The sequence below is a fragment of the Streptomyces sp. NPDC052496 genome (genome assembly GCF_040679095.1).
Lineage (GTDB): Bacteria > Actinomycetota > Actinomycetes > Streptomycetales > Streptomycetaceae > Streptomyces.
Map to the genome: position 1 here is coordinate 381,607 of NZ_JBFAUH010000003.1, position 26,488 is coordinate 408,094.

Consider the following 26,488-nt stretch of genomic DNA (forward strand, 5'->3'; position numbering starts at 1 on the left):
GGGGTCCGGGGCGGGGGGTTCGGGTGCGGGGGCGGTGGGAGCTGCGGCGGGTGTCGCAGGGCCGGAGGCAGTTGCGGGAGGTGGTGCGGGAGCGGATGTGGGTGCTGGAGGTGGTGCGGCTGCTGCGGCTGCTGCGGCTGGGGAGGTGGTTGCGGTGGTGGTTCCGGGCGGGCGGGGGGCCCGGCGGCATCGGCGGCCGCGGCGGATCAGGTTGCGGCCGCGGCGGTGGAGTCTGCGGACGCGGCTGGTGGTGTCGGCGGTACTGCTGATCGCGGTGGTCTGCGCGGTGATCGGTACGGTCACCACCATCGCGCTGCACTCCTACCTCCAGAACCAGCTCGACGGCAAACTGCGCGAGTCGGCCCGGCACGCCGTCGGCCGGCAGGGAGACTTCACCGGTCACCGCGACCTCGGGTTCATCGCCGGCCCCGGCCAGCCCATCGGCACCGTCGGGGCGCGGCTCTCCGCCGAGGGTGATGTGATCGCCGCTGCCCGCAGTGTCGACGCGCGCAATCCGCTGCCCGCGCAGAACGTGATCACGCTGACCGACGAACAGGCGCAGGCGCTGGCCACGGTGGAGCGGGACGGCCGCCCGCACACCGTCACCCTTCCCGACCTGGGTGATTACCGCGTCGAGTCGGCGCCGGACGACTCCGCGCTGGTCGGCCTGCCGTCCGGCGAGGTGCAGGACGTCGTCGGACGGCTGGTCGTCGTCGAGGTCTGTGTGACAGCCGCGGGCCTGGTGGCGGCCGGTCTCGCGGGCGCCGCCACGGTCCGTATCGCGCTGTGGCCGCTGCGCCGGGTCGCCGCGACCGCCACGCGCGTGTCCGAACTGCCCCTGCACCGCGGCGAAGTGGCGCTGCACGAGCGGGTGCCGGCTGCCGAGGCGGATCCGCGTACGGAGGTCGGGCAGGTCGGCGCGGCGCTCAACCGGATGCTCGGCCACGTGGGTTCGGCGCTCACCGCCCGGCAGGAGAGCGAGACGCGGGTGCGCCGCTTCGTCGCGGACGCGAGCCACGAGCTGCGGACGCCGCTGGCGTCGATACGCGGCTACGCCGAGCTGACCCGGCGGGGCCGCGAGCGGCCGGGCCCGGCCACCCGGCACGCGCTGGGCCGCATCGAGTCCGAGGCGGAACGGATGACCGGCCTGGTGGAGGACCTGCTGCTGCTCGCCAGACTGGATTCCGGGCGCCCGCTGTCGTACGAGTACACCGACCTCGCGCCGCTCGTCGTGGACGCCGTCAGCGACGCCCGCGCGGCCGGCCCCCGCCACAAGTGGCGCCTGGAGCTGCCGGTGGATCCCGTGTCCGTACGGGCCGACGCCGACCGGCTGCACCAGGTCCTGGTCAACCTGCTGGCCAACGCCCGTACGCACACGCCGGAAGGCACGACCGTCACCGCCCGCCTGCGGCGCGAGATGCCATGGCCCGGGGCGGGCCACTTCGTCCGGGTGGAGGTGCAGGACGACGGCCCCGGCGTGCCGCCCGAACTGCTGCCGCACGTCTTCGAACGCTTCGCCCGCGGCGACGCCTCCCGGTCCCGTACGCCCGGAGCAGGCGAGGAGGGGGACTCCCGTTCCGGTGGCGGGACCGGCTCCCGTACCGGCGGAAGCACCGGCGGCAGCACCGGCGGAAGCACGGGCCTGGGGCTGGCGATCGTGCAGGCCGTGGTCGGGGCGCACGGTGGCACGGTCGGGGTGGACAGCGTGCCCGGACGGACCGTCTTCCGCGTCCGGCTGCCCGCCGACGGACCGGCGCGCGACGCCTCCCGCGCCCCTCAGCATTCCCGTACGCCCCTTGCATACGCCCATTCACAGCCTGGGCACAGCAGCACCACACAAGGGTGACAGCGCGCTTGGCGAGTGTCGGTGCCATGACGACGACACAGCCGGCCCGTACCCCCCTGGGCTCCCTGCCGCCCCGTGAGCATCTGCGCCTCGGCCAGATCGACACGGTGCTCGATGTCGTGATCCCCGTCTACAACGAGGAGTCCGACCTGGAGCCGTGCGTCCGCCGGCTCCACGACCACCTCTCCCGCACCTTCCCCTACGGCTTCCGCATCACCGTCGCCGACAACGCGAGCACCGACCGCACGCCCGAGATCTCCGCGGCACTGGACGAGGCGATCGAGGAGGTGACAGCCGTACGCCTGGAGGAGAAGGGCCGCGGCCGCGCGCTGCGCACCGTGTGGTCCCTCTCCGAAGCGCCGGTGCTCGCCTACATGGACGTCGATCTGTCCACCGACCTGAACGCGCTGCTGCCGCTGGTCGCCCCGCTCATCTCGGGCCACTCCGACCTGGCCATCGGCTCGCGGCTGGCGCGCAGTTCGCGGGTGGTGCGCGGCCCGAAGCGGGAGTTCATCTCCCGCTCCTACAACCTCATCCTGCGTGGCTCGCTGGCCGCGCGCTTCTCCGACGCACAGTGCGGATTCAAGGCCGTACGGGGCGATGTGGCCGAGCGGCTGCTGCCCATGGTCGAGGACAGCGGGTGGTTCTTCGACACCGAGATGCTGGTGCTCGCCGAACGCGCCGGGCTGCGCATCCACGAGGTGCCGGTGGACTGGGTGGACGATCCGGACAGCACCGTACACATCGTGCGGACGGCCACCGAGGACCTCAAGGGCGTCTGGCGGGTGGGGCGCGCGCTGGCCACGGGCGCGCTGCCGCTGGACCGCCTCGCGCGCCCCTTCGGCGACGACCCGCGCGACCGCGACCTGACCGGCGTACCGCGCGGCCTGGCCCGCCAGGTCATGGGCTTCTGCGTGGTCGGCGCGCTGAGCACCCTCCTCTACCTGGGCCTGTACTCGCTCTTCCGGCTCGGCGTCGGGCCGCAGCCGGCCAACGCCGCGGCGCTGCTGCTGTCGGCGATCGGCAACACGGCGGCGAACCGGCGGCTGACCTTCGGCGTACGGGGGCGGGAGCGCGCCGTACGCCACCAGGCCCAGGGACTCGTCGTCTTCGGCATCGGCCTGGCCCTGACCAGCGGATCGCTGGCCGCACTGGACGCCGCGACCGGCGACCCCGCGCACGGCACCGAGATGGCCGTACTGGTGGCCGCGAACCTCGCGGCGACACTGCTGCGGTTCCTGCTCTTCCGGGCGTGGGTCTTCACGGACCGGGAGCGGGACGGCGGGGCCGCCGAAACCGGCGGAGGCCCCGTGGACGCCGGAACCGGCGGAGACCGCCGGTGCGCCGCACCGGATCAGCACACGGCCGTACCGGCCCGCCTCGGCAGGAGCGCTCGATGACCACGTACCACCCCCGTCGCACGGAAGAACCGGGAGAGGGCCCGGCCCCGGCCCCGGTCTCGGACGTGCAGCCACCACCCCCCGCCCCTACGAACCCCCGCCGCCCCCGCCTCGCCCTCCTCGCGCTGCTGCTCGCGTCCGCCGTCCTCTTCCTCTGGGACCTCGGCGCGTCCGGGTACGCGAACCAGTTCTACTCGGCGGCCGCCCAGGCCGGTTCCGCGAGCTGGAAGGCGCTCTTCTTCGGGTCCTCGGACGCCGCCAACTCCATCACCGTCGACAAGCCCCCGGCCGCCCTGTGGCCGATGGCCCTGTCCGTACGGCTCTTCGGCCTCAGCTCGTGGGCGGTCCTCGTGCCGGAGGCGCTGATGGGCGTCGCCACGGTCGGTGTGCTGTACGCGGCCGTACGGCGCCGGTTCGGCGCGGGCGCCGGGCTGCTGGCGGGGGCGTTGCTCGCGCTGACGCCGGTCGCCGCCCTGATGTTCCGCTTCAACAACCCGGACGCGCTGCTGTGCCTGCTGATGGTGTGCGCCGTGTACGGCGTGCTGCGCGCGCTGGAGGACGCCCGGACGAAGTGGCTGCTGCTGGCGGGCGTCTGCTTCGGCCTCGCCTTCCTGACCAAGACGCTCCAGGCGTGGCTGATCCTGCCGCCACTGGCGCTGGTGTACGCGGTCTGCGCTCCGACGCGGCTGCGCAGGAGGTGCGGCCAGCTCCTGCTCGCCGGCCTGGCGATGATCGTCTCCGGCGGCTGGTGGGTCGCGATCGTCGAACTGTGGCCGGCCGGCTCCCGCCCGTACATCGGCGGCTCGCAGAACAACAGCTTCCTGGAGCTGACCTTCGGCTACAACGGTCTCGGCCGCATCAACGGCAACGAGACCGGCAGCGTGGGCGGCGGCCGCCCGGGAGGGGGTGGAGGCGGCGGGGGCGGCGGAAGCTGGGGCGACACCGGCATCACCCGGCTCTTCACCTCCGACATGGGCGGCCAGATCTCCTGGCTGCTGCCCGCCGCGCTCCTGCTGCTGGTCGCGGGCCTGGTGGTGCTGCGGCGGGCCGGGCGGACCGATGCCGCGCGGGCGGCGTTCCTGGTGTGGGGCGGCGCGCTGCTGATCACGTTCGCGACCTTCAGCTTCATGTCCGGGATCTTCCATCAGTACTACAACGTCGCCCTGGCCCCGTACATCGCGGCGCTGGTCGCGATGGGCGCGACGCTGCTGTGGCGGCGGCGCGACCGTACCGCCGCCGCGCTGACGCTCGCGGGCACGGTCGCGGTGACGGCTGCCTGGGCGTACGTCCTGCTGGCCCGGTCGCCGCAGTGGCTCCCGTGGCTGCGCTGGTCGGTGGTGACGGTCGGCGCCGTGGCGGCGCTGGGTCTGCTGCTGTCCGTACGGCTGGGCCGGCGGCTGGCCGTGGTGGCTGCCGGGCTGGGGGTCGCCGCGGGGCTGGGCGGCCCGGTGGCGTACGCGCTGAACACGGTCGCCACCCCGCACACCGGGTCGATCGTCACCGCGGGCCCGGCGGTCGAGGGCGTCGGCGGCCGGCACCGCGGCATGATCGTCATCGGGGGACCGGGGCCCGGCGGGAAGGGCGGCAAGACCGGCCCGCCACCTGGCCAGGGCCGGGGCCAAGGCCAGGGGCAGGGGCAGGGGCAGGGCCAAGGCCAAGGCCAAGGTCAGGGCCAGATCCAGGGCCAGGGCCACCAGGGCCAAGCCCAAGGCCAACCCCCCACCACCCCCACCACCCCCACCCGCCCCGGCGACGGACCCCACAACGCCCTGGGCGGTCTCCTCAATGGCCAGCAGGTCAGCGCCAAGGCCAAGGCCGCCCTCCGGAAGGACGCGGACGAGTACACCTGGGCCGCCGCCGCCATCGGTTCCCAGAACGCCGCCAGTTACCAGCTCGCCACCCAGCTGCCCGTCATGCCCGTCGGCGGCTTCAACGGCAGCGACCCGTCACCGACCCTCGCGCAGTTCCAGGAGTACGTACGCCAGGGGAAGATCCACTACTTCATCGGCGGCGGGACGGGCGGCGGTTTCTTCGGCGCGAAGGGCGCCGAGAAGTCCACCACGTCCGACATCACCAACTGGGTCGAGAAGAACTTCAAGAAGGTGACCGTCGGCAGTTCGGCGCTGTACGACCTGACGAAACCCGCCTCATGACGTGGCCATGGAGTCATTCGCACCACCTCATCGCCTCCGCCTAATTGGCTGTACGGCGTATAGCGCTCCCTGTACGGTGTAGATGTCCCGTGACTCCGCACCCTGATCCGCTCGATCACTCCGTACAGGGAGCCCGATATGTCCTCCGTGGCCTCCAGTGCCACTCCGTCCGTGAGCCCGGCGCGCAATCCCACCCGCTGGCTCATCCTCGCCGTCATCTGCCTCGCGCAGCTGACCGTCCTGCTCGACAACACCGTCCTGAACGTCGCCGTCCCCTCGCTCACCTCGGAGATGGGCGCGACCACCGCCGACGTCCAGTGGATGCTCAACGCGTACTCCCTGGTCCAGTCCGGCCTGCTGCTCACCGCCGGCAACGCCGCCGACCGGTACGGCCGCAAGAAGATGCTCGCCGCCGGCCTGGTGCTGTTCGGCGTCGCCTCGCTCGCCGCCTCCCTCGCCCAGTCGCCCGGCCAGCTGATCGCGGCCCGCGCCGCCATGGGTGTCGGTGGCGCGCTGCTGATGACGACCACGCTCGCCGTCGTCATGCAGATATTCGACGACGCCGAGCGTCCGAAGGCGATCGGCATCTGGAGCTCGGTGAACTCGCTCGGCTTCGCCGCCGGGCCGCTGATCGGCGGCACGCTGCTGGCCCACTTCTGGTGGGGCTCGCTGTTCCTGATCAACATTCCGGTCGCCCTCATCGGTTTCGCCGCCGTGCTGCGGCTCGTCCCCGAGTCGAAGAATTCCAGCGGTGACCGTCCTGACCTGGTCGGCGCGCTGCTCTCCATGATCGGCATGGTGGGCGTGGTCTTCGCGATCATCTCCGGGCCCGGGAGCGGCTGGCTCTCCGGCCGGGTGCTGGGTTCCGCCGCCGTCGGCGTCGTGGGCCTCGCCGTGTTCACGCTGTGGGAGCTGCGCATCCCGAACCCGATGCTGGACATGCACTTCTTCCGCAACAGCCGGTTCATCGGCGCGGTGTCCGGCGGCATCCTGGTGGCGTTCGGCCTGGGCGGGTCGATGTTCCTGCTCACCCAGCACCTGCAACTGGTGCTCGGGTACGGGCCGCTGGAGGCCGGGCTGCGGATGGCGCCGCTGGCGCTGATGGTCGTGGCCCTGAACTTCACCGGCCTGGGCGTCAAGCTGCTGCCCAGGCTGGGCACCCCCGGCATGATCGTGGTGGGCATGAGCCTGCTGGCCGGCGGCCTGGCCGCCATCGCGACCCTCGGCAGCGACAGTTACGGTGGCATGCTGCTCGGCCTGCTGCTGATGGGTGTCGGTGTGGCGTTCGCGATGCCCACGATGGCCAACGCCATCATGTCGTCGATCCCGGTGGAGAAGGCCGGGGTGGGCGCGGGCGTGAACGGCACGCTGATGGAGTTCGGCCAGGGCCTGGGCGTCGCCGTCCTCGGCGCGGTCCTCAACTCCCGCTTCGCCGCGCTGCTGCCCGCGGTCGCGCTGGGCGCGGGTTCGCTGCCGGCCGCGCTGGCCATGGTCCGTACGGACGCGGACCGGGCGGCCGTCCACGACGCGTTCGCCTCCGGCATCGGCACCAGCCAACTGGTGGGCGCGGCCGCGGTCTTCCTCGGCGGCCTGCTCGCGGCGTTCCTGCTGCGGCGCGCGGAGCGGGGCCTCGCCGCGCCTGCTGCCGCCGCGCCCGGGCCCGCCGGCCCGGAAGACGACCCCGTACGCCCGGGACCGGCCGCCGCCCGACCGGAATAGCATCGACTCCGTACCACTGCGTGAACGAGAGGGAGGGCGCGAGATGGCAGCGACTTCGAGCCGCGCCGGGAAGCAGCCGAAGAGCGTGTGGCTGGCCGAGCGCCCCCCGGTGAAACGCAAGGCGGACCAGCCGGCCGGACTGGACCTCGACAAGATCGTCGCGGCCACGGTCCGGCTGCTGGACGCCGAGGGCCTGGCGAAGTTCTCCATGCGCCGCCTCGCCGCGGAGCTGGGGGTCACGGCCATGTCCGTCTACTGGTACGTCGACACCAAGGACGACCTCCTGGAACTGGCCATGGACGCGGTGGCCGGCGAACTCGACCTCCCGGACGAGTCCGACGAGCAGGCCGACTGGCGCGACCAGCTGCGCCACCTCGCCCACGAGTACCGCAAGCTGCTGCTGGCCCACACGTGGTTGCCGAGGCTCCTGGGGGAGTACCTCAACTTCGGGCCGCGCTCGATGGCGTTCTCCAACGCGACCCTGCGGGTGATGGCTCGCAGCGGCCTGTCGAAGGAGTCGACGTCGGGCGCGCTGGCGGCGGTCTACCAGTTCGTCTACGGGTTCTGCAGCATCCAGGGCCAGCACCGTGCCCGCTGCCGGGCCGAGGGCACCACCTTGGACGAGTACTTCCACCAGGTCGTGCAGGCGGTGCAGGGCCGGCCGCGGTTCGCCGAGACGATGGAGCTGTCCGTCAACGCCACGTATGCGCGTGCGGACATGTCCGCGGAACGGATGCTGGACGAGGACTTCGCCTTCGCACTGGAGCTGCAGATCGCGGGCATCGAGGCGATGCGGGAACGGGAGCGGGCGGCCGCCGCCGGCGCTCCGGACCATGGCGCCGGCTCCTCCGCCGACCAGCCGGACCGGACCCCTCCGAGGTAACGGAAAACGCCCCTACCACCCCGCACTCCCGTACGAACGCTGCGCGCGTCCACTCGGATGAAGGCCCCCCGCCGAACGTGGGCATCGGCGGACGCGGCGGTTTCCGATCACGGCACCGCGTGAACCTCTTATCTGATCATTCTTCAGCGCAGCGTAAGGAGCTCTACATGCGCGTTCGTACTGCCATCAGCGCGGGTGTCCTGACCGTCGCCGCCGTCCTGGGCAGCGTCGGTACCGCCGTCGCCGACGCAGGTGCGGGGGCCAAGGTCGCCAACTCGCCCGGTGTCCTGTCCGGCAACGCCATCCAGGTACCGGTCGACGTCGGTGTGAATGTCTGCGGCAACAGTATTCTCGACATCGTCCCGCTGCTGAGCCCCACCTCGGGCAAGTGCAAGACCGACTGACGGGCCGCCCCGACACGACGGTGCCCCGCCCCTTGCAGTGCAAGGGCGGGGCACCGTCGCATGCGACCCCGGTCGGGAGGGAGGGGCCGCGGGTCGTCAGGCCGTGGGCAGGTTCTCGCCCTGTACGGCCTGAATGTCCAGTTCGACCCTGAGGGTCGTGCCGATCGCCGCGATACCGGCGGCGACGACCTGGTTGTAGTTCATCTTGAAGTCCTCGCGGCGCAGCTCCGCGGTGGCGTTGAAGGCCGCCCGCACCCCGCCCCACGGGTCGGGGCCGGTGCCGAGGTAGCTCAGGTTCAGGTCCACCGGGCGTACCACGCCGCGCAGCGACAGCTCGCCGTGCACGGTCCAGCGGTCCGGGCCGGCCGGCTCCAGGCCGGAGCTGCGGTAGGTCATCTCCGGGTACTGCTCGACGTCGAGGAAGTCCCCGGTCCGCAGGTGCCCGTCGCGCATCCCGTTGCCGGTGTCGATCGACGCCGTCTTGATGACCGCCTCGACCGACGACTTCTCCAGGTCCTCGGCGATCTCGATCCGGCCCGCGAAGTCCAGGAAGCGGCCGTGCACGCTGGTGATGCCCAGGTGCTGGGCGGTCGCCGCGACCGTCGAGTGCATCGGGTCGATGGTCCAGGCGCCGGGCGGCGGCAGCTCGGCCCCGCCCTGCCGCGCCAGCGTCACGTTGCCGACGTCCATCCGGCCGCTCGCCGTGACGATCGCGCTGGAGGCGACCGGCGCGTAACCGACGGCCGTCACGATCACCGTGTACGGGCCGGGGGCCAGCGGCTGTGCGTCCCGTACGACACCGTCCTCGTCGGCCGCCGCGCGCAGCACCTGGGCGCCGGTCATGTCGGTGACGGTCAGCACCGCGTGCTGCACCGCCCAGCCGTCCCGTGTACGGACCTGTGCGCGTACGCCCGCGCCGTTGGCCGCTCCCGCTGCCGCGCCCGTCGAAGTCATTCCCACTCCCGTTCTTGCCTCTCACATGTCGGGCTCCGGGCGGCGGCACGCAGGCCGTCCCCTGCCTGTGCGCGTACCGCCGCCGGAGCCCTGGGGTCCGGTCCGCGCCGCCTTTCCGCTCAGAAGGCCGCCGCGCACCGGGGTTCTGTCCCCCGGCCGGCCCGGGGCTGCCGGGCTCGGCCGGGGCTCCCGGGGGCCCGCCGCCGTACGGCAGGCCCCCGGGCCCGGGATCACTCGCCGGGGTGGGCGAGCTCGACGTCGTACCCGTCGACCCCGCGCGCGTCGACCGTCAGGCCGTTGGCGACCGGCGGGTAGCCGCTCGCGATGACCGTGTAGTCGCCCGCGTCCAGGTCGGTGAAGGCGTACGCGCCGTCCTCACCGGTGGTGGAGGTGGCCACGACGTTGCCCGCCGCGTCCACGAGCGTGACCCGCGCGTCCGGCAGCGGCCGCCGGTCGGCGCCGGCCCGTACGACGCCCTGCACCCGGGCGCCGGACAGCAGCTCGATCTCCATCCGGGTGGTGCCCTGCCCGCCGACCTCGACCGGCAGTGCCGTCGGCCGGAAGTCGGCCGCGTTGACGGCGATGGTGTACGTGCCGGGGGCCAGCTCGTCGAAGGAGAAGTACCCCTCCGGCGCGGTCTTGCCGGTGGCCAGCACCTCACCGCGTACGTCGGTGACCACGACCATCGCGTCCGCCACCGGCTCGCCGGTGACCGCGCTGCGGACCTGGCCGCCGAGGCCGCTGGTGCCGCTGAGCAGGATGTCGTAGGCCAGGGCCTGGTCGCCGACGACGACCGTGGACGCCTGCGGCTGGTGGCCGTCGGCCGCCGCGATCAGCACGTACGAACCGGCGCTCGGAGCGTTCAGCACGTACGAGCCGTTGGCCTGGACCACCGAGCGGCCCAGCTGGCTGCCGCTGAGCGAGATCAGCGTGACCGCGGAGTTGACGACCGGGTGGCCCTCCGCGTTGCGGACCGAGCCGTGGATCGCCGGACCGGCCGGGACCTCGGCACCGCCGCCCGCCGAGGCGTACGCCGCCAGCGGCTGGGTGGTGGCCGACGCCGCCGGCTGCTGCGCCCAGGAGGGCGCCCGGCCGTCGTCGTCCTGGCCCGCCGGGGCACCGGCGCCCACGAGGGCGGGCTCCGGCTGCGGCGCCGCGGCGGCGGCCGCACCGGCGGCGGCGGGCGCCGCCTCCGACTCGCTGGACTGCGCCAGGCCACCCTGGGTCTTCAGCGCGACCTCCTTGATGAACAGCGTCAGCAGGAAGGCGAGCAGCGCGCACGGAGCGGCGTACAGGAAGACGTCGGCGACGCCGTGCCCGTAGGCGCTCTCCATGATCGTCCGGAACGGGGCCGGGAGGGCGTCCAGGTCCGGGATGCCGCCACCGCCGCCGGCGCCGCCCTGCGCGAACTTCGCTGCGGCCTGCGGGCCGAGCTCCTGCACGCCGTCCTTGACGTAGTGCGTGACGCGGTTGGCGAGCACCGCACCGAGCGCCGAGACGCCCACCGCACCACCGAGGGAGCGGAAGAAGGTCACGACGGAGGAGGCGGAGCCGAGGTCCTTCGGGGCGACCTGGTTCTGCGTGCACAGCACCAGGTTCTGCATCATCATGCCGATGCCGAGGCCCATCAGCGCCATGAAGATCGCGATGTGCCAGTACTCGGTGTCGTACCGGATGGTGCCCAGCAGGCCGAGGCCCGCGGTCACCAGCACGCCACCGGAGACCAGCCAGGCCTTCCAGCGACCGGTCTTGGTGATGATCTGACCGGAGACGGTCGAGGAGATGAACAGACCACCGATCATCGGGATCGTCATGATCCCGGACATCGTCGGCGACTCGCCGCGCGCCAGCTGGAAGTACTGGCTGAAGAAGACGGTGCCGGAGAACATCGCGATACCGACGAACAGCGAGGCCAGCGAGGCCAGGGTGATCGTCTTGTTGCGGAACAGCCGCAGCGGGATGATCGGCTCGCTCGCCTTGGACTCGACGAACACGAAGATCGCGCCGAGCACAATCGCGCCGCCGACCATGGCGAAGGTCTGGCCGGAGATCCAGTCGTACTTGTCGCCCGCCAGGGTCACCCACACCAGCAGCAGCGAGACCGCCGCGCTGATGAAGAACGCACCCGCCCAGTCGACCTTGACGTCCCGCTTGACCACGGGCAGCTTCAGGGTCTTCTGGAGGACGATCAGGGCGATCACCGCGAACGGCACGCCGACGTAGAAGCACCAGCGCCAGCCCATCCAGCTGGTGTCGGTGATGACGCCGCCCAGCAGCGGGCCGCCGACGGTGGCGACCGCGAAGGTGGCGCCGATGTAGCCGCTGTAACGGCCGCGCTCCCGCGGGGAGATCATCGCGGCCATGACGATCTGGGCCAGCGCGGACAGACCGCCCACGCCGATGCCCTGCACGACACGGCAGGCGATCAGCATGCCGGAGTTCTGCGACAGACCGGCCACCACCGAGCCCGCCACGTAGATCACCAGCGCGACCTGGACCAGCAGCTTCTTGCTGAACAGGTCGGACAGCTTGCCCCACAGCGGGGTGGTCGCGGTCATCGCCAGCAGCGACGCGGTGACGACCCAGGTGTACGCGCTCTGGCCGCCCTTGAGGTCATGGATGATCTCGGGCAGCGCGTTGGAGACGATCGTCGAGGACAGGATGGCGACGAACATGCCGAGCAGCAGCCCGGATATCGCCTCCATGATCTGACGGTGCGTCATGGGCGCCCCGTCGGGGGCCGGGTGGCCCCCGTGCTTGGCGTGGCCGCCCCGCACACCGGATGGTGTGGTCGTAGCCATGTAATTCCTTTTCATTCCGCGGGTGTGCGGGTGGTGGGTTCGTGATGCGCCCGGGTCCGGCAGTCGCCGAAGCTCGTACGGAGCCTGGCGAGCAACTCGTTGAGACGGCCGACGTCGCTGTCGGACCAGTCGTCCAGATACCGGGCGAGTGATGCTGTGTAGCGCTCGGAGAGCTCTGCGAGGAGCAGCCTGCCGCTCGGTGTCAGCCGCAGCAGCCGCGACCGCTTGTCCTGCGGGTCGGGCTCGCGCTCGATCCAGCCGCGCTCGGCGGCGTGGGCCACATGCCGGCTCGTGACCGACATGTCGATCGCGAGCAGCTCCGCCAGCTTGCTCATCCGCATCTCGCCGAACCGGTCGAGCAGGGTGAGCACACCGGCCGAAGCGGGCGGGCAGTCGGGCGGCAGGATCCGCCCCATCTCACGCTTGACGGCACCGATGGCACTGAGCTGCCGGGCCAGCTCCTCGTACTGACTCTGAGCGGCCATGGGCACCTCCGCACTTCTTCTTTTGTTGCCTTGAGCAACCGTAGAACCACTTGGTTGCTGAAGGCAAACGATTCCGTGGGGTACGAAGGTAAAAGAACCCAAAAGGTTGGCAAGATCAACGGTCAAGGGGGTGGGGTGGGGAGGTGAAGGGGCAGGTCAGGTGGGGGTGCGCCGAGGGGCACGGCATCAAGGGCGAGGTCGACGCCCGGCTCTCCTTGCTGAAGGTCGGGGGCGTCGCCCGCCTCTCCTTGCTGAAGGTCGGGGGCATTCGCCTGCCTCTCCTTGCTGAAGGAGGGGGTCGTCGCCTGCCTCTCCCTGCTCAGGGACGGGGTCGAAGCCCGCCTCTCCCTGCTCAAGGACGGGGTCGAAGCCCGCCTCGACCCGCTCAAGGATCGGCATATCGACTTCGTGTGCCGCTACCTGTTCGGCATTGCCGCCTGCGGCCCCGGCCAGAGCCTGTGCCCCTTCCGGTATCCGGGTGCTGCCGAAGACGGCGAGGATGACGGGGACTGAGGGACCAGGCCCCGGCCCCGGCCCCGGCCCTGGCCCGCCCCAGGCCCCGGCGCCGACCGACGTCGTGGCCGGAGCCTGGGAGTGGCTCAGTCGGCGTGGTTGCCGGCGTGGTTGCCGACCTGCTTGTCGGCCTGCTTGTCGGCCTGCTTGGGCAGGCAGAACAGCAGGGCCCACATCAGGGCGAGGAGGCTGCCGACCCACCACAGCACGGTGATGAACGCGTCGCGGTTGAGCCCGGCGTCGGGTGAGCCGCCGGTGGTGGCGAAGAACACCAGGGCGGTCAGCGCGGTCCCGAGGGCGATGCCCAGGTGCATGACGGTATTGAACAGGCCCGAGGCCGACCCGGCGTCCTCATGCGGAACCCTGGCCAGCGACATGTCGGCGAGCGGACCGCCGACCATGCCGAGGCCGAATCCGATCAGCACCACCGGAGCGGTCATCGCCGGCAGGGTGAGGTCCCCCTGGCCTGCGTCGGCCTGGAGCCCGTAGGCAGCCGTCGCAGCGAGCGTGATGAGGGCTCCGGCCTGAGGAAGGCGGCGGGCGAAGCGTCCGCCGCTCTTCGCCGTGACCGTCGCGTCGGCCAGCTCTCCGAGGGAGAGCAGCACGAAGGCCAGGGCCGCGTGGAACGGGCTCATGCCCAGTCCGTGCTGGAGGTAGAGGGTCCAGGTCATGAAGAACAGCCCGCACAGCAGGCCGTGCATCAGCTGTGCGGCCATGCCGCCGGAGAACTGCCTGTTCCGGAAGAGGGACAGGGCTACGAGGGGTGCGCTGTTCTGCTTGCACTGCTGGTGGCGCAGGAAGACAGCGAGGACGAGGAGGCCGGTGGCGAGCAGGGCGAAGCACCACAGGGGCCAGTGATGGAGGTGCCCCTCGGTGAGCGGGAGGACGATCAGGACGATGGCCAGTGCGGACAGCAGCATGCCGGTCAGGTCGAGCCGGTCGGCCTTCTGGACGGTCGATTCGGGGATGAAGCGCCGTCCCAGGAGGATCACGGCGAGGCCGACGGGCACGTTGACCAGGAAGATCGGCCGCCAGGACAGCCCGAACAGGTCCGCCTCGGCCAGCAGTCCGCCCATCACCGGGCCCAGGACATTGGCGAGCGACATGACGGCCCCGTACAGCCCGAACACTGTGCTGCGGTTCTGGTTCTGCCCCTCGAAGGTGACATGGAGGGTGGCGAGGATCTGCGGGATCATCAGGGCCACTCCCACGCCCTGGAGCCCGCGGGCGCTGATCAGCACGCCCGGCCCGGCGGCAAGGCCGCACAGCAGCGAGGCCGTGGTGAACACGACGGTGCCGATGAGGAGGATCCGGCGCCGGCCGTAGCGGTCGCCGAGGCGTCCGCCGGTGATCAGCCCGACGGCGATGGGCAGGGAATAGCCGGTGGTCAGCCACTGCACCACGTCCGGCCCGGCGCCAGTGGACTCCTGGATCGCGGGCAGCGCGGTCAGGACGACCGACTGGTCGATCATGTCCATCAGCTCGGCGCCCAGCAACACCAGGAGGGCGATCCAGGCAGCCACGCCCATCTTCGACAGGCCGGGTGCGGGGCGGTCCAGGGATGCGGGGTGGTCCGGGCGTGTGGGGTGGTCCGGGGGCGTGGGGTGGCCCGGGGGTGGAGTGGTGTGCTGCGGCTCGTTGTCGAGCGCGGAGGAAGACACGACGGGAAACTCCTGATCCAAAGGAATCGGGGAGCCCTGCCGACAGCCGCACCGAGGCCGGAACACACGAAACCCGGGGCAGACGGCAGAGCTGCACCCGGGAAAAGACAGAAAACTGCGGGGGGGGTGACGCAACTCAGGCCAGCGCGACGTCCGCCCCCGGACACGTGCGACACAACAGCACGCGGGGAACGCGGACGACTACATGGCCTGGTTGATAGGACGTCACCTCAAGATCGACACAGCAGGAAACAGGAAACAGGCAATCGGGTCACTGTCCCCGGCATCTCGGCACAGGAACCCGTCCACGGTACGACACCCCGGGCCCCGACGCCCACCAGATAGTGGGCCCGCCCCTGTGAGGGAGTGAGGGGGTGAGGGCGTGAGGGGGCGAGGAGGTGAACGGGTGAAAGGCACCACGGGGCGTCCCTCGGTGCCGGGGTGTGGGCGATCTTCATCCTGTCGCCGCTGCCCGGGCGCGCCGCGCCCGTAGCCCTTCGACGATCAGGTCGAGTCCGAACTCGAAGAGCGCGGTGAAGTCCGTGCTGGTCAGGGCGGGCAGGGTGGCGGCGAGGTGGGGATACGTGCCCGTCGTCACGGCGTCGCGCAGGGCCCCCGCGCCTTCGGGGACCGCGCCCTCCGGCCTCCCGCCTCCGGTGTCGGCGCCCTCCGGCCTCCCGCCCCCCGTGTCGGCGCCCTCCGTCCTTCCGCTCTCCAGCTGAAGAGCCGCCTGCTCCTCCAGGGTGTGCCCCACCGTGAAGTTGATCACCGAGTAGAGGGTGCGGGCCGCGTCGTCATCGGGAAAGCCCGCTTCGCGCAGGACGCCCACGAATGCGTCCGCGAAGCCGAGGACGCTGGCGCCGGTCGCGTGGGTGCCGGCGAAGACGCGGGCCCCGTCGCGGTGGGTGAGCAGGGCGTTGCGTGCGGCGCGGGCGAGGGCGGTGAGCTGCTGTTGCCAGGTGTAGCCCGCGCTCGCCCCGGTGGCCGCTTCCGCGGCGCCTTCCATCATCCGTTCCGCCATCGCGGTCAGCAGTTCCTGCTTGGTCGCGAAATAGCGGTACAGGGCGCCGGCCTGTACGCCCATGGCGTCGGCGAGCCGGCGCATGGTCAGCGCGTCGAGGCCCGACTGATTCAGCAGGTCAAGGGCGGTTTGCAGGGTGCGCGTGCGGTCGAGCCGGGCGGGCCGGCCGCGGGACGGGCTTGACGGGGAGCTCATGGGCCTCACTATAGTGAACGCCGTTCACGTGAACGCTGTTCACTAATTGAGGAGGGGCACTCCGATGAACGTTGACGTGGTGGTCGTGGGCGCGGGTCCGACGGGCCTGATGCTCGCCTGCGAGCTGGCGCTGGCCGGCGTACACACCCGCGTACTGGAACGCCGTACCGCACCGCAGCGCGACTCCCGGGCGCTCAGCCTGCAACCGCGCAGCGTGGAGCTGATGGACCAGCGCGGGCTGCTCGACCGCTTTCTGCCGCTCGGCCGCACCGTCCCCGGCTGGCACTTCGCCCAGCTCCCCACCCACCTGGACTTCTCCACGCTGGACTCCCGGCACGGCTACTCGCTGTTCCTCGCCCAGGCGCACACCGAGGCGCTGCTGGCGGAGCGCGCCCGGGAGCTGGACGTCGAGATCGAGCGCGGGTACGAGGTCGCCGGGGTGAGCCAGGACGGCGACGGGGCCGAGGTCAAGGTGCGGGGAGGTGACGGCGGCGTCGCGACGATACGGGCCCGTTACGTCGTCGGCTGCGACGGCGGCCGCAGCGTCGTACGGCAGTCCGCCGGCATCGCCTTCCCGGGTACGGACGAAACCTTGACCGGCGTGCTCGGCGACTTCGCGGTCACCGACCCCGCCGCCCTCGACACCGCCCGCGAGCGGGGCGTACTGGTCGCGCCCATGGAGGACGGCGTCGTCCGGCTCGTCTACCTGGACCCGGAGCGCATCCGGGTGCCGTCCGGCGACCCCGTGACCCTGGAGGAGTTCCGCGCGTCCCTGACCCGGATCTGCGGCTCCGACTGTGGCGTTGCCGAACCGCGTTGGCTCTCCCGCTTCGGCAACGCCACCCGGCTCGCCGAGAGCTACCGCGCCGGGCGCGTCCTCCTGGCGGGCGACGCCGCCCACCTCCACTTCCCCGCGGCGGGCCAGGGCCTCAACACCGGCCTCCAGGACGCGATGAACCTCGGCTGGAAGCTGGCCGCCGTGGTCAACGGCTGGGCCCCGCCCGGCCTCCTGGACAGCTACGACGCGGAACGCCGCCCCGTCGGGCAGTCCGTCACCGAGAACACCGAGATCCAGACCCTGCTGGCCGAACTGACCCTCGTACCGCAGTACCAGCGCCCCGCCACGGCCCTGCGCGCCCTCTTCGACGAACTCCTCACCATGCCGCAGGTCAACCGCACCCTCGCCGCCCGGGTCTCCGCCCTCGGCACGGCCTACCCGCCGACCACCCCCGGTGCCGACCCGCTGGTGGGGCACCGGATGCCGGACATCGGCCTGACCGCCGCCGGATCGGAGGCGATACGGGTGTACGAACTCCTCCCGGCCGCCCGGTACGTCCACCTCGATCTCGCGGGCGACGCGCCGGACCTCGGGCCGACGGTCACCGAAGGCTGGGGCTCGCGCGTCACCCCCGTCACCGTCACCGCACGGGACGCCCACCCCCACCTGGACGGCGTGACCGAGATCCTCGTACGCCCCGACGGCCACGTGGCCTGGGCCACCCGTACCACCGACGCCCGCGCTCGCCGGGCCGAACGGACCGAGGCGCTCACGGCCTGGGCGGGAACGCCGTCGTGAACCCCGGGCCCCGAGAGGGCGGCGCCGTCACGCCTCCACAGCGCCTCAATCCCTCCGCCTTGCCCAGCCAGGCACCCTTTGTCAACCAAGTCGTCGTCACCGAAGGCGTACGGCTGGCGCACCTGTCGGGGCAGGTCGCCTGGGACGCCGACGGACGGCCCGTCGGACTCGGCGATCACGCGGCCCAGGCCGCCCAGATAGCCCGCAACCTGGATACGGCCCTCGCGGCGGTCGGCGCCACCCGGGACGACATCATCAAAGAAACCGTCTACGTAGTGGACTACACCCCCGCCTTGCTTCCTGAGATCTTCGCCCCGCTGCGAGCGGGCACTACGGAGGCACCGGCGAGCACACTGGTGGGCGTCGCCGCCCTCTTCGCACCTGAGTACCTGCTGGAAGTCGAAGTGGTGGCGGCGTTGCGCACCCGTTAGGGCCGGTGGGGCCTGAGGTTGGTGGAGCCGGTGGAGCCGGTGAAGCGGATCGGCGGGGCAACTGTGCTGTGACGCACGAGGCCCAGGGGTGTGCCGTCCATGCCGGGTTCGCTAGTGTCCTGGCCTATGGCGAACTACCAGCAGAACCCGGCCAACGGCCAGCCCGACCCGGCCGGCAGCACGCAGATGTTCCGCGCCTTCGTGGACGAGGGCACCCCCGAGCCCGGCGGCCGCCGGGCGGCGGCCCGGCAGCAGTCGTCCGGCGGCCCCCGCATCGGTGTCATCGTCGGCGTGATCATCGCGATCGCGGTCGTCGTCGGCGCCGTCTGGCTCGCCCTGAACTGACCGGCCCGCCCTCGGCCCCGCCGGCCTGACGTCCCCTCACTCGGCCGCGGCCGAGCGGCCGACACCCCCCTTTCCGCTCGCACCGCCCAGGCCGGGAATCCGCCGGCCTCGGCTGTCGGCGACCCGCAACGCGTCGTGCAGCGCCTCGACCAACCGATTGGCGAGAAAGCGCAGCTCACTGGCGGACGCGTCAGGTTCGCCCAGCATCATCCCGGCGTGATCGAGCAGCTCCGTACCCATGTCGAGCTGCGCCGCCTCCATGTCGTCCGCGAACCGCGCCACGTAGCCGTCACCGTCGGTCGACAGCAGACACTGCTTGCCACCCTCCTGCGACCAGGGCAGCAGGCGCATGCCCGGTACGGGCCCCTCCGCCGCGCTCATACGGCGAACTCCCCGTGCATCGCGCGGATGCGCGCGAAGCGGCGGGCTTGCCGTTCGGTGTACTGCGCTTCGTAGGCGGTGAGGTAGGGGCGTACGAGGGGGGAGGTGTCGGTGTTCAGGGGGGTGTCGAGTGAACTCGGCACGCGGTGCACCGGCCTCGCGGTGCGGGTGGGGCGCACAGGCGCGCGAAGGGTAGTGACGGGGGCAGACGCTGGCGGTGCGAGGTGATACCTCAGCCAGGTCATGGCGCGGCGGATACGGTGGTGCACGTCGACGCTCTTTTCGCTTTTGGGACAGTCGGCCATGCCCCGGGGCCGGTTGCAGCGGTCGCCGGGGCTCACCTTCCTTCGGAAAGCTCATACAGCCCTGTTAGCTCCTGTATACACCTAGGTGCCTACGGGCGCATCTATGCCGGGTTAGTTACCCATGCGTAGAGTCCCGTTCGTGATGGAGTTCGATCCGACGCGGCCCAAGTGGATGCAGATTGCCGACGTGATCCGAGAGCGGATCGCGAGTGGGGCCTACCCTCCGCGCCACCTCATCTCCGAAGTGAAGATGGAGCAGGAGTTCGGTGTCGCGCGCGTGACAGTTCGGAAGGTGACTGCCGCCCTCCGAAAGGACGGGCTCATCGTCACCACACCTGGCATGGGGTCATTCGTGACCGAGCGCAACGTCGACGAATCGACCGACGAGGGCTGACGCCGCCGCCGTACACCCGCCTGACCCGGCCAGGACCTTGGCCGTAGGGGCCGCTGATTCGGCCCAGCCGAGCCGGTCGCTCACAGGTCGCCCGTGTTCAGGTCCGTCCCGAACGGGTCGGGGACGCGCAGCGGCGTCCCGTACGGCAGCGGGCCGGTGATGCGGGTGTAGCCGAGTCGGCCGGGCTCGGCGAACAGGGTGAGCGTGCGCTGCTGTCGGTCTACGAGCAAGTACAGCGGCGCTCCGTACTCGGCGTAGCGGCGGCGCTTGGCGATGCGGTCGGTGTGGGCATCCGCCTCCGACGTGACCTCCACAACCAGCAGTGTCTGATCAGGGAGGAGGGCGCCGGCGCCTTTGGCTACGGCGGCCGGGACGACGGCGAGGTCGGGTATGTACCAGTTGGGTGAGCCGGGCAGGTCGAGGTCGCCGGAGCCGATGATGCAGTGGAGGTCGGCGGCGCGGGTGCCGAGCTGATGGCGGAGGCGGTCTGCGGTGGTCTCGTGGGCCCAGGACAGGCGCAGCGGCTCGATGACTCCCTCGATGAGCTGGGCCCGGCCGCCGTGGGCATGCCGGAGGGCGGTCTTCAGGGCACGCTCCGGGGCGACGGTGTCGCCGACGGCCTGCTTGTGGCTCATGCGCGCATCTTCACGGAAGGCGACGGCCGGCCATGCTCCCATTCAGTGCCGTCACCCGACCGTGTAACTACGGCACCGGACGGAGCCACGGGGATGGCTCCGGCCGGTGGTGAGGCACGGCTCGCGCTCGGCTGTGCTGTCGGCGCGCTACCCGATCCCCGTCAGTAGATCTCCAGGACGAAGTCACCGGGGCCGGCCGGCATGCAGCGGAAGCCCCTGATGTTGCCGGGAGCCATCGCCGCGTTGCCGGCGTCGAAACAGGCGGCCTTCGTCGGGAAGTGGCGATTCTCGGCGGACGCCGAGCCTGCCGTGGCGACCGAGATGCCCGAGACCGTGGCCAGGGCGGCCAGGCCGACTGCTGCCTTCTTACGGAGGTTACGCACTTCTTGTCTCACTCCAACGTTTCTCTTCCCGGTTGGGTGCGCCAGGCGCTGCGGGCAGCGAGCGCACCCGACGTTCCGAATGCTGCGGAACGATCACTGCCGGAACGATCCTGTCGAAGTGGACTAACGCACGGCTAACGCGTTGGCCTGGCCAAAGGGGCCCAGGCCCCGGGGCCCCGGACCGGCCGCCCGGACTACTCCGGCCGGAAGGGGAACGGACCCCCCTGGGCCAGCGCGCGCTCGCAGGCGGCGTCCACGGCCGCCTTCTGGTCCTGCCCCGCTGCCTTCAGGAACTCCTCGTCCAGTTCGGACAGGATGCCCCGCGCCTGGGTGAGCAGCGTGCGGCCCTGCTCGGTCAGCTCCAGACGTGCGCGGTGGCCCTGGCCGCGCAGATTGCGTTCTACCGCGCCCAGTTCCTCCAGCATGAGGACGGTCGCGCGCATGCTCTGGCTCGTCACGCCCGCGCGGCGGGCCAGGTCGCTGTACGACAGGTCGGGGTCGCGGGAGATGTGCCCGAGCGCCCCGAACAGCCGCATCGACAGGCCGATGCCGGTGAGCCGCGTTTCCAGCTGCTCCTGCAGACGCCTTCCGGTGGCGATCACCATCATGACCGTCGACAGGGGACTCTCCGGCGCCTTGCTCACCTGTGACTCTCCCTACCGGTGTGCGCGAGTACGGGGCTCTTCCGGTCTCAGTGTCCCAGGTGGCGGGGGCGGAGCCTGGGGTTGATCGGTTAATCGGTCGTCCGTGGTGGTGGCGGTTGGGATCATGACGTGCGGGCCGGGAGCACGGTACGGCCCCACCCGTATCCCGCCTGTACCCCTTACGAGAGGTCGATGCCCGATGCCACTGGTCCCCGCTGACCCGAACGTCGTACACCCGATGCCCGGCCAGCCGCGGGTGGTGCTGCTGAAGCCCCTCGTCACCTCGCCGCTCATCGAGGCCGGTGACTTCTCGTACTACGACGACCCGGACGACCCGACCGCGTTCGAGACGCGGAACGTGCTGTACCACTACGGGCCCGAAAAGCTGATCATCGGCAAGTACTGCGCGCTGGGCGAGGGTGTGCGGTTCATCATGAACGGCGCCAACCACCGGATGGACGGCCCCTCGACGTTCCCCTTCCCGATCATGGGTGGGTCGTGGTCCGACCACTTCGACCTGATCAGCGGGCTGCCGGGCAAGGGCGACACGGTGGTCGGCAACGACGTGTGGTTCGGGTACGGGTCCATGGTCATGCCCGGCGTACGGATCGGACACGGCGCGGTCATCGCCTCCGGGGCCGTCGTCGTGGACGACGTACCCGATTACGGCATCGTCGGCGGCAATCCGGCCAAGCTGATCCGCCGCCGCTACGACGCGGCCGACACCGCCCGGCTGCTCGAACTGGCCTGGTGGGACTGGCCGGTCGAGCACATCACCGAGCATGTTCGGACGATCATGTCGGGGTCGGTGGAGGATCTGGCGGCGGTGGCGCCGTAGCCGTAGCCATAGCCATAGCCATAGACGTGACCGGGGCATCAGGTGCCCCGAGGCCGTGGCCGCACGACCTCGGCGGCTTGCCGAGCAGGGCGGCCGCTATCAGGCGCTTCGTGAGTTTCTTCTGTCGGCGGTGGGTCATGCTCGGCCTGTTGCTGTTGCTGCCGCTGCTGTGTGGGTGGGGGCGGGCAGGGCCGGGTTCGGCTGCGGTTTCGGCTATGGCTCCGGCTATGGCTTCGGCGGCAACTCCGGTAGCAGCGCCGGTACGTCGGCGAACGCCGCATCCGCCGGCTGACCGCAGACCTTCCCGGCGGTCTCACCCGCGAAGCTGAAGATGCCGGCCAGCTCCGGGCCGCGCCGTCCCCAGGTCACCAGCGGACTGCCGCTGTCGCCGAAACACATGGTGGTGGGGGTACGTTCCGGGCGCGCGGCCTGTCGGTCCCGGGCACAGAAGACCGAGGCTTCGTCCACCACCGCCGGGGTCTGGGCGGCGCAGTGCGCGTGGCTGCGTACGGTGAGGTCGCCCCGGCGCAGTACGTCGCCGCGGATGTCCTTGCCGGGCCGGGACGGATCCCAGGCGGCCGTGGTGCCGTGGCTGAAGATCGAGACGGGGGTGCCGGGGCGTGGCCGGTGCCGGGCGACGGGGAGCGGGTTGACGCCGCCTACGGGGGCGCTGAGGCGGATTTCGGCCATGTCGTAGGCCGCGGAGGAGAGTTCCGGGCGGTCGGGGGCGGCGGGGGACGGGAGCAGCGTGTAGCGCGGGTGCAAGGTGGCGCTGCGTACGTCCCGGACCGTGCCCGGGTCCTGCGAGAGGACCGCGGAACCGAGGTGGACCTCTACGCGTTGTACGTCCACACCGTCCACGCAGTGGGCCGCGGTGAGGACGCGGTCGGGGGCGATGAGGGCACCGCCGCAGGACGCCCGCCCCAGCAGCGGGCCGTCACCCTTCACAGCCAGCGTCGCGAGCCAGGGCGCGGCGCCGGGCCGGGGCAGCTGCGTGCCGCCGGACATGGCCTGCGCCGGCCCGGCGAGGGCCACGGTGGTGGCCAGGGCCCCCAAGGCGCCCACGGTGGCCATGGCGACTGCACCGAGTGCCGCCCCGGTACGCGCGCCGTTCCGACGAGACCGAGACCATCCGAACGTGTCCCGGTGCTGCGGCTTCCCGGCCATGCACCGCCCCCTGCTCCCTGTTCCTGTTCCTGTCATTCCTGACATCCCCACCACCCCCACCACCCCTGTCACCCCTGTCACCCCTGTCATTCCTGCCTTCAGAACCGCGCTGGATGCGCCGGTAGCAACAGGAGTTGAAGGTAATGAGCAGGTGGGCGGAAGTAATCAGCCTCCGGTCGCGTCAGTGGTCAGCCTGCGGGCTGACGCCCCTGACACTCTCTCGGGGGCCGACCCTCAGGCCCCGCACTTCACCCCTGCTTCGGCTGTGTGAAGCGGATCCGGTTGCCGAACGGGTCGCGGAGGCCGCAGTCGGTGCCGTACGGGCGCTCGGTGGGCTCCTCGGTGAACTCCACGCCACGGGCCAGCAGCGTCTCGTACGTCTTGCGGCAGTCGGCCGTGGTGAGGATCAGCCAGCCGCCCATCGCCCCCTTGGTGACCAGCTCGCGGACCTGCTGCGCCGTCTCCTCGGACATCGCCGGCGCGCCCGGCTTCTCCAGCAGGATCTGGCGTTCCGGGTGGCCGGGGACGCTGACGGTCAGCCAGCGCATGAAGCCCATGTCGATGTCGGCGGTGACCTCCAGGCCCAGCTTGCCCACGTAGAAGTCGAGGGCCTCGTCCTGGTCGAGGACGTATATCTGCGATTGCGTGATGGCGTTGAACATGCACATCACGTTAGTGAGCGGACGCGACGGAAACTTATCCAAAACTGCTCAGTCGGCCTGGTCAGGGCCCTGTGCGGGGAGCGGGCAGCGGTGCCGGAGGCCCGGCGCTCGGTCGCATCCACGCCATCGCGAAGCACGTCGGTACGACCGTGGCCACCGCCTCCTTCCGGTACGTACGCGGGGACCGGCCGACGATGTCGCGGAAGGTACGGCTGAAGGTGCCCGGGCTGCCGAAACCGACCTCGAAGCAGATGTCCGTCACGCTGCGGTCGGTCTCGCGCAGCAGGAACATGGCCCGCTCGACGCGCCGTCGTTGCAGGTAACGGTGGGGTGTCTCACCGAACGTGGCCCGGAAGGTACGGGAGAAGTGCGCCTCCGAGACGTGCGCGATCCGGGCCAGGGCGGGAACGTCCAGCGGCTGCGCGTAGGCGCGGTCCATCGCATCCCGGGCCCGCAGCATCCGGCGGTTGGTGTCTTCGAGGGCACGGTTCACGGCGTCATCACATCATGGGGGGCCAAGACGTCTGCCGGGTCATGAGCGCACCGGCCTACGGCCCTACGGGCCAGCTCGGCCCGTCCGCATACCTGAACCACGTCCGTTGCCCACCACCGCCCCCACCGTCACTACCACCGCCCCCGCCCCCACCCCCGCTGCCCACCGTGATACCGAAGTCGAACACCTCCGGCCTGCCCGCCCCCAGCCACCACTCATAGGCCCGCTCGACCTCGGTGGCCAGTTCCCGGTCGCCCCACTGGTACGCCTCCCCGGCGCACACGTACGCCCAGGCAGTGTCCGTAGACAGCCACCAGGCGGGCGTGGCGCCCGACGTTGCCGCACGGGTCGCGTGGACGCCGGGCAACTGGAGACCGAGGGCGAAACGGGCATGGAAGTCGTCGAGGAAGTCCGGGGGGAGGGCGGTCGTGCCGTACCGGCTCTCGCTCCAGCGCTGCGGTGTGTAGACGCGCGGGAGCGGGGTGCCGGGGCGGCGCTGGCCGCGCAGGTCCATGAAGGTCAGCGGCACGCCGAAACGGCCGGTGGCACTGCGGCGGTCGTCCCAGACGGTCAGGACGGCCAGGCCGGCGGGCTGGAGCGTGGACTTCCACGGTGTGACGATGCGCGCGCCGGGCGCGGACTGGGCGATCCACGCGGCGGGGACGCGGGACAACGACGCCGTGCAGAGGATGCGGTCGTACGGCGCGTCCGGCGCATGGCCGCGCTCGCCGTCCGCACAGACCACGCGGGGCCGGTAGCCGAGGCCGAACAGCCGCGCGCGGGCCGCGTCGGCCAGGGTCCGGTCGACCTCGACGGTGGTGAGGCCGGCGTCACCGACCCGCTCGCACAGCAGCGCGGAGTCGTACCCCGTACCCGTACCGATGTGCAGCACCCGGCTGCCGGGCTCAGGGTCGGTGGCGGCGAGCATGGTCAGTACGGCATTGACCGCGCTGATCGAACTGGTGGGCAGCTCACCCGTACCGTCGGCGTACACGGGCCGGCCGTCATCCACCTGCGTGACCACGGCCTCGGTGGGATGGTGCACCATCCCCACCCACTGCTCCTCGTCGTCGGCGCGGGCGACAGGGTGATACCGGTCGTCATCGGAATGCCACACCCAGACGGTGTCAGGAACGAACGCCCCCCGGGGGACGGAACGAAACGCGTCGCGCATCCAGGGGTGGTCGAACTCAGCGCCAGACGACATCTGCATCCCGGGTCTCGATATGCATCCCCAGAGGTACGCGCCAGGCCGCCACGCAGACGCGCCAGGTGGCTGTGCGGTGGGTGTGGCCGGTGATGGGGGTGGGGAGGGAGTGGGTGGTGGTTCTGGTGGTCCAGTCGATGCCCAGGGCGCCGATGATGTGGGTGTTGAAGGTGACGGTTCCTGAAGTGGCGGGGCGGTCGCCGGTGTTGCGCAGGGTGAGGGAGACGTTTTCGCACCAGCGGACTTCGGCGTTGGTGCGTTTGATGGGGGTGGTGGTGAGGTGGGGTGGGGTGTTGGGTGTGGGGGCGGGTGTGGGTTTGGGCTTGGGGGAGGTTGGGTTGGGAGTGGGAAGGTGGGTGGCGGGGCGTTCGGGTGGGCTGCCGGGGGGTGGGGCCTGCGGGCGTCTGGGCGGGGAGTTGGGGGTGGGGGAGGCTGCGGGGGGAGTGGTGGGAGTGGTGTCGCGGTCCGCGCTGCGGGCGTTGTCGTAGACGTGGGGTCCTGGAGCGGATGGGGGAGTGCCCGGGCTCGTCGGGGGGCGCGAGGCGGGGGTATGGCCCGGGGTGGCGGAGCCGGGTTCCGTGGCGGGGTCGCCGGTGCCGTCCAGCGGGGTGAGGGTGATCCCGTCGTGCGGGGGTACCGGGCTCGTCGGGGACCGGCCGTCCGCGGGGCCGGCGGCGCCCACTGCGGCGTGACCGCGGGCGCTGTCGCTGCCGCAGGCGCAGAGCAGCGTGACCAGGCACAGGGCGGTGACGGGGAGGGCAGCACGGGCGGCGCGGGGAGGATGGCCGGCGCGAGGAGTGCGGGCAGCACGGGGAGTACGAGCGGTACGAGCGGTACGCAAGGCGCTGGTGGTCCGTCGCATCGGGCCAGTGTCACTGACGGCGCGTCAGTTGCATAGGCCCGGTACGGCAGGGCGTCGGCCCGTACGGGGACGGGGCGGGTGACCGGCCGTTGCCGGCTGTACCGGGACGGCGGTCCGCCCGGAGGCAGTC

Annotated in this window: 27 protein-coding genes; 12 read left to right on the forward strand and 15 right to left on the reverse strand. The window is 71.5% G+C overall.

All coding sequences use genetic code 11. The annotated features are described in order from the left end of the window. The first annotated feature begins 244 nt into the window (after positions 1-244). From AB0L45_RS07135 to AB0L45_RS07160, 6 genes are all read left to right on the forward strand, one after another. Positions 245-1,846 carry an ATP-binding protein gene (locus AB0L45_RS07135; protein WP_365837064.1) on the forward strand — a complete coding sequence of 534 codons (1,602 nt, stop codon included), beginning with the start codon at positions 245-247 and terminating at the stop codon, positions 1,844-1,846. 26 nt (positions 1,847-1,872) lie between these two features. Further along, entirely contained in the window at positions 1,873-3,246 is a 1,374-nt protein-coding gene (locus AB0L45_RS07140) for a bifunctional glycosyltransferase family 2/GtrA family protein (RefSeq protein ID WP_365836963.1), read from the forward strand. Then, positions 3,243-5,399, forward strand: a complete 2,157-nt coding sequence (locus tag AB0L45_RS07145) for a glycosyltransferase family 39 protein (RefSeq protein ID WP_365836965.1) — start codon at positions 3,243-3,245, stop codon at positions 5,397-5,399. Before AB0L45_RS07140 ends, AB0L45_RS07145 begins: the two co-directional genes overlap by 4 nt. A gap of 138 nt (positions 5,400-5,537) precedes the next feature. After that, the gene (locus AB0L45_RS07150; protein WP_365836967.1) at positions 5,538-7,118 is read left to right on the forward strand and encodes an MFS transporter; all 1,581 of its coding nucleotides are present in this window, start codon (positions 5,538-5,540) and stop codon (positions 7,116-7,118) included. 43 nt (positions 7,119-7,161) lie between these two features. Then, on the forward strand, positions 7,162-8,001 hold the full coding sequence (locus AB0L45_RS07155) for a TetR/AcrR family transcriptional regulator (RefSeq protein WP_365836969.1): 840 nt from the start codon (positions 7,162-7,164) through the stop codon (positions 7,999-8,001). Between the two features lie 167 nt (positions 8,002-8,168). Beyond that, complete coding sequence (locus AB0L45_RS07160) at positions 8,169-8,405, forward strand: chaplin (protein ID WP_365836971.1); 237 nt, start codon at positions 8,169-8,171, stop codon at positions 8,403-8,405. A gap of 96 nt (positions 8,406-8,501) precedes the next feature. Here the strand turns inward: AB0L45_RS07160 and AB0L45_RS07165 are convergent, their stop codons facing one another. The 3 genes from AB0L45_RS07165 to AB0L45_RS07175 all read right to left on the reverse strand — a co-directional run bounded on the left by AB0L45_RS07165 (position 8,502) and on the right by AB0L45_RS07175 (position 12,645). Beyond that, on the reverse strand, positions 8,502-9,359 hold the full coding sequence (locus tag AB0L45_RS07165) for a YceI family protein (RefSeq protein ID WP_365836973.1): 858 nt from the start codon (positions 9,357-9,359) through the stop codon (positions 8,502-8,504). Positions 9,360-9,589: 230 nt separating this feature from the next. Beyond that, positions 9,590-12,160, reverse strand: a complete 2,571-nt coding sequence (locus tag AB0L45_RS07170) for an MFS transporter (RefSeq protein WP_365836975.1) — start codon at positions 12,158-12,160, stop codon at positions 9,590-9,592. 11 nt (positions 12,161-12,171) lie between these two features. Continuing rightward, positions 12,172-12,645 (reverse strand): MarR family transcriptional regulator, encoded by a 474-nt coding sequence (locus AB0L45_RS07175; RefSeq protein WP_365836977.1) that lies wholly within the window; start codon positions 12,643-12,645, stop codon positions 12,172-12,174. A gap of 282 nt (positions 12,646-12,927) precedes the next feature. Here AB0L45_RS07175 and AB0L45_RS07180 point away from each other — a divergent pair, with 282 nt between their 5' ends. Further along, a complete protein-coding gene (locus AB0L45_RS07180; protein WP_365836979.1) occupies positions 12,928-13,158 on the forward strand; it encodes a hypothetical protein in 231 nt (76 codons plus the stop codon). An 86-nt stretch (positions 13,159-13,244) separates the two neighbouring features. Here AB0L45_RS07180 and AB0L45_RS07185 read toward each other — a convergent pair whose 3' ends face one another. Next, entirely contained in the window at positions 13,245-14,819 is a 1,575-nt protein-coding gene (locus tag AB0L45_RS07185) for an MFS transporter (RefSeq protein ID WP_365836981.1), read from the reverse strand. Positions 14,820-15,273: 454 nt separating this feature from the next. Next, positions 15,274-16,035, reverse strand: coding sequence for a TetR/AcrR family transcriptional regulator (locus AB0L45_RS07190; RefSeq protein ID WP_365836983.1), 762 nt, complete (start codon positions 16,033-16,035; stop codon positions 15,274-15,276). 64 nt (positions 16,036-16,099) lie between these two features. Here AB0L45_RS07190 and AB0L45_RS07195 point away from each other — a divergent pair, with 64 nt between their 5' ends. The 3 genes from AB0L45_RS07195 (at position 16,100) to AB0L45_RS07205 (ending at position 18,387) form a co-directional block, all read left to right on the forward strand. Beyond that, the gene (locus AB0L45_RS07195; protein ID WP_365836985.1) at positions 16,100-17,611 is read left to right on the forward strand and encodes a monooxygenase; all 1,512 of its coding nucleotides are present in this window, start codon (positions 16,100-16,102) and stop codon (positions 17,609-17,611) included. Positions 17,612-17,670: 59 nt separating this feature from the next. Then, entirely contained in the window at positions 17,671-18,042 is a 372-nt protein-coding gene (locus AB0L45_RS07200) for a RidA family protein (protein ID WP_365836987.1), read from the forward strand. 126 nt (positions 18,043-18,168) lie between these two features. Further along, positions 18,169-18,387, forward strand: a complete 219-nt coding sequence (locus AB0L45_RS07205; protein ID WP_365836989.1) for a hypothetical protein — start codon at positions 18,169-18,171, stop codon at positions 18,385-18,387. Positions 18,388-18,423: 36 nt separating this feature from the next. On the opposite strand, the gene AB0L45_RS07210 is transcribed toward AB0L45_RS07205, so the two are convergent. Together AB0L45_RS07210 and AB0L45_RS07215 are read right to left on the reverse strand one after the other, a co-directional pair. Next, positions 18,424-18,768 (reverse strand): hypothetical protein, encoded by a 345-nt coding sequence (locus AB0L45_RS07210; protein ID WP_365836991.1) that lies wholly within the window; start codon positions 18,766-18,768, stop codon positions 18,424-18,426. Continuing rightward, positions 18,765-18,911: a hypothetical protein gene (locus AB0L45_RS07215; protein ID WP_365836993.1), complete on the reverse strand. Its 147-nt coding sequence runs from the start codon at positions 18,909-18,911 to the stop codon at positions 18,765-18,767. Before AB0L45_RS07215 ends, AB0L45_RS07210 begins: the two co-directional genes overlap by 4 nt. Before the next feature lie 301 nt (positions 18,912-19,212). Between AB0L45_RS07215 and AB0L45_RS07220 the strand changes: the two genes are divergently transcribed. Further along, complete coding sequence (locus tag AB0L45_RS07220) at positions 19,213-19,467, forward strand: GntR family transcriptional regulator (RefSeq protein WP_125045912.1); 255 nt, start codon at positions 19,213-19,215, stop codon at positions 19,465-19,467. An 80-nt stretch (positions 19,468-19,547) separates the two neighbouring features. Here AB0L45_RS07220 and AB0L45_RS07225 read toward each other — a convergent pair whose 3' ends face one another. The 3 genes from AB0L45_RS07225 to AB0L45_RS07235 all read right to left on the reverse strand — a co-directional run bounded on the left by AB0L45_RS07225 (position 19,548) and on the right by AB0L45_RS07235 (position 21,129). Beyond that, the gene (locus tag AB0L45_RS07225; RefSeq protein WP_365836995.1) at positions 19,548-20,102 is read right to left on the reverse strand and encodes a Uma2 family endonuclease; all 555 of its coding nucleotides are present in this window, start codon (positions 20,100-20,102) and stop codon (positions 19,548-19,550) included. Between the two features lie 161 nt (positions 20,103-20,263). Continuing rightward, on the reverse strand, positions 20,264-20,485 hold the full coding sequence (locus AB0L45_RS07230; protein WP_365836997.1) for a hypothetical protein: 222 nt from the start codon (positions 20,483-20,485) through the stop codon (positions 20,264-20,266). Between the two features lie 194 nt (positions 20,486-20,679). Continuing rightward, positions 20,680-21,129: a MarR family winged helix-turn-helix transcriptional regulator gene (locus AB0L45_RS07235; protein ID WP_365836999.1), complete on the reverse strand. Its 450-nt coding sequence runs from the start codon at positions 21,127-21,129 to the stop codon at positions 20,680-20,682. Between the two features lie 199 nt (positions 21,130-21,328). On the opposite strand from AB0L45_RS07235, the gene AB0L45_RS07240 reads away from it, so the two are divergent. Further along, positions 21,329-21,967 (forward strand): CatB-related O-acetyltransferase, encoded by a 639-nt coding sequence (locus AB0L45_RS07240; RefSeq protein WP_365837001.1) that lies wholly within the window; start codon positions 21,329-21,331, stop codon positions 21,965-21,967. Positions 21,968-22,192: 225 nt separating this feature from the next. Here AB0L45_RS07240 and AB0L45_RS07245 read toward each other — a convergent pair whose 3' ends face one another. The 5 genes from AB0L45_RS07245 to AB0L45_RS07265 form a co-directional block, all read right to left on the reverse strand. Beyond that, positions 22,193-23,041 carry a serine protease gene (locus AB0L45_RS07245; RefSeq protein WP_365837003.1) on the reverse strand — a complete coding sequence of 283 codons (849 nt, stop codon included), beginning with the start codon at positions 23,039-23,041 and terminating at the stop codon, positions 22,193-22,195. Positions 23,042-23,382: 341 nt separating this feature from the next. Continuing rightward, positions 23,383-23,796, reverse strand: coding sequence for a VOC family protein (locus AB0L45_RS07250; RefSeq protein WP_365837005.1), 414 nt, complete (start codon positions 23,794-23,796; stop codon positions 23,383-23,385). Between the two features lie 61 nt (positions 23,797-23,857). Beyond that, entirely contained in the window at positions 23,858-24,289 is a 432-nt protein-coding gene (locus AB0L45_RS07255; RefSeq protein WP_365837007.1) for an AraC family transcriptional regulator, read from the reverse strand. A 55-nt stretch (positions 24,290-24,344) separates the two neighbouring features. Continuing rightward, positions 24,345-25,406, reverse strand: a complete 1,062-nt coding sequence (locus AB0L45_RS07260; protein WP_365837009.1) for a methyltransferase domain-containing protein — start codon at positions 25,404-25,406, stop codon at positions 24,345-24,347. 73 nt (positions 25,407-25,479) lie between these two features. Continuing rightward, positions 25,480-26,358 (reverse strand): hypothetical protein, encoded by an 879-nt coding sequence (locus AB0L45_RS07265; protein WP_365837011.1) that lies wholly within the window; start codon positions 26,356-26,358, stop codon positions 25,480-25,482. Positions 26,359-26,488: the final 130 nt, after the last annotated feature.

What these genes read in the sequence shown, in the direction of transcription:
- AB0L45_RS07190 (WP_365836983.1), bottom strand. Translation starts at nt 16,035, where the DNA reads ATGAGCTCCCCGTCAAGCCCGTCCCGCGGCCGGCCCGCCCGGCTCGAC.
- AB0L45_RS07155 (WP_365836969.1), top strand. Translation starts at nt 7,162, where the DNA reads ATGGCAGCGACTTCGAGCCGCGCCGGGAAGCAGCCGAAGAGCGTGTGG.
- AB0L45_RS07145 (WP_365836965.1), top strand. Translation starts at nt 3,243, where the DNA reads ATGACCACGTACCACCCCCGTCGCACGGAAGAACCGGGAGAGGGCCCG.
- AB0L45_RS07250 (WP_365837005.1), bottom strand. Translation starts at nt 23,796, where the DNA reads ATGTTCAACGCCATCACGCAATCGCAGATATACGTCCTCGACCAGGAC.
- AB0L45_RS07245 (WP_365837003.1), bottom strand. Translation starts at nt 23,041, where the DNA reads ATGGCCACCGTGGGCGCCTTGGGGGCCCTGGCCACCACCGTGGCCCTC.
- AB0L45_RS07225 (WP_365836995.1), bottom strand. Translation starts at nt 20,102, where the DNA reads ATGAGCCACAAGCAGGCCGTCGGCGACACCGTCGCCCCGGAGCGTGCC.
- AB0L45_RS07170 (WP_365836975.1), bottom strand. Translation starts at nt 12,160, where the DNA reads ATGGCTACGACCACACCATCCGGTGTGCGGGGCGGCCACGCCAAGCAC.
- AB0L45_RS07205 (WP_365836989.1), top strand. Translation starts at nt 18,169, where the DNA reads ATGGCGAACTACCAGCAGAACCCGGCCAACGGCCAGCCCGACCCGGCC.
- AB0L45_RS07265 (WP_365837011.1), bottom strand. Translation starts at nt 26,358, where the DNA reads ATGCGACGGACCACCAGCGCCTTGCGTACCGCTCGTACCGCTCGTACT.
- AB0L45_RS07240 (WP_365837001.1), top strand. Translation starts at nt 21,329, where the DNA reads ATGCCACTGGTCCCCGCTGACCCGAACGTCGTACACCCGATGCCCGGC.
- AB0L45_RS07165 (WP_365836973.1), bottom strand. Translation starts at nt 9,359, where the DNA reads ATGACTTCGACGGGCGCGGCAGCGGGAGCGGCCAACGGCGCGGGCGTA.
- AB0L45_RS07160 (WP_365836971.1), top strand. Translation starts at nt 8,169, where the DNA reads ATGCGCGTTCGTACTGCCATCAGCGCGGGTGTCCTGACCGTCGCCGCC.
- AB0L45_RS07195 (WP_365836985.1), top strand. Translation starts at nt 16,100, where the DNA reads ATGAACGTTGACGTGGTGGTCGTGGGCGCGGGTCCGACGGGCCTGATG.
- AB0L45_RS07150 (WP_365836967.1), top strand. Translation starts at nt 5,538, where the DNA reads ATGTCCTCCGTGGCCTCCAGTGCCACTCCGTCCGTGAGCCCGGCGCGC.
- AB0L45_RS07210 (WP_365836991.1), bottom strand. Translation starts at nt 18,768, where the DNA reads ATGAGCGCGGCGGAGGGGCCCGTACCGGGCATGCGCCTGCTGCCCTGG.
- AB0L45_RS07140 (WP_365836963.1), top strand. Translation starts at nt 1,873, where the DNA reads ATGACGACGACACAGCCGGCCCGTACCCCCCTGGGCTCCCTGCCGCCC.
- AB0L45_RS07175 (WP_365836977.1), bottom strand. Translation starts at nt 12,645, where the DNA reads ATGGCCGCTCAGAGTCAGTACGAGGAGCTGGCCCGGCAGCTCAGTGCC.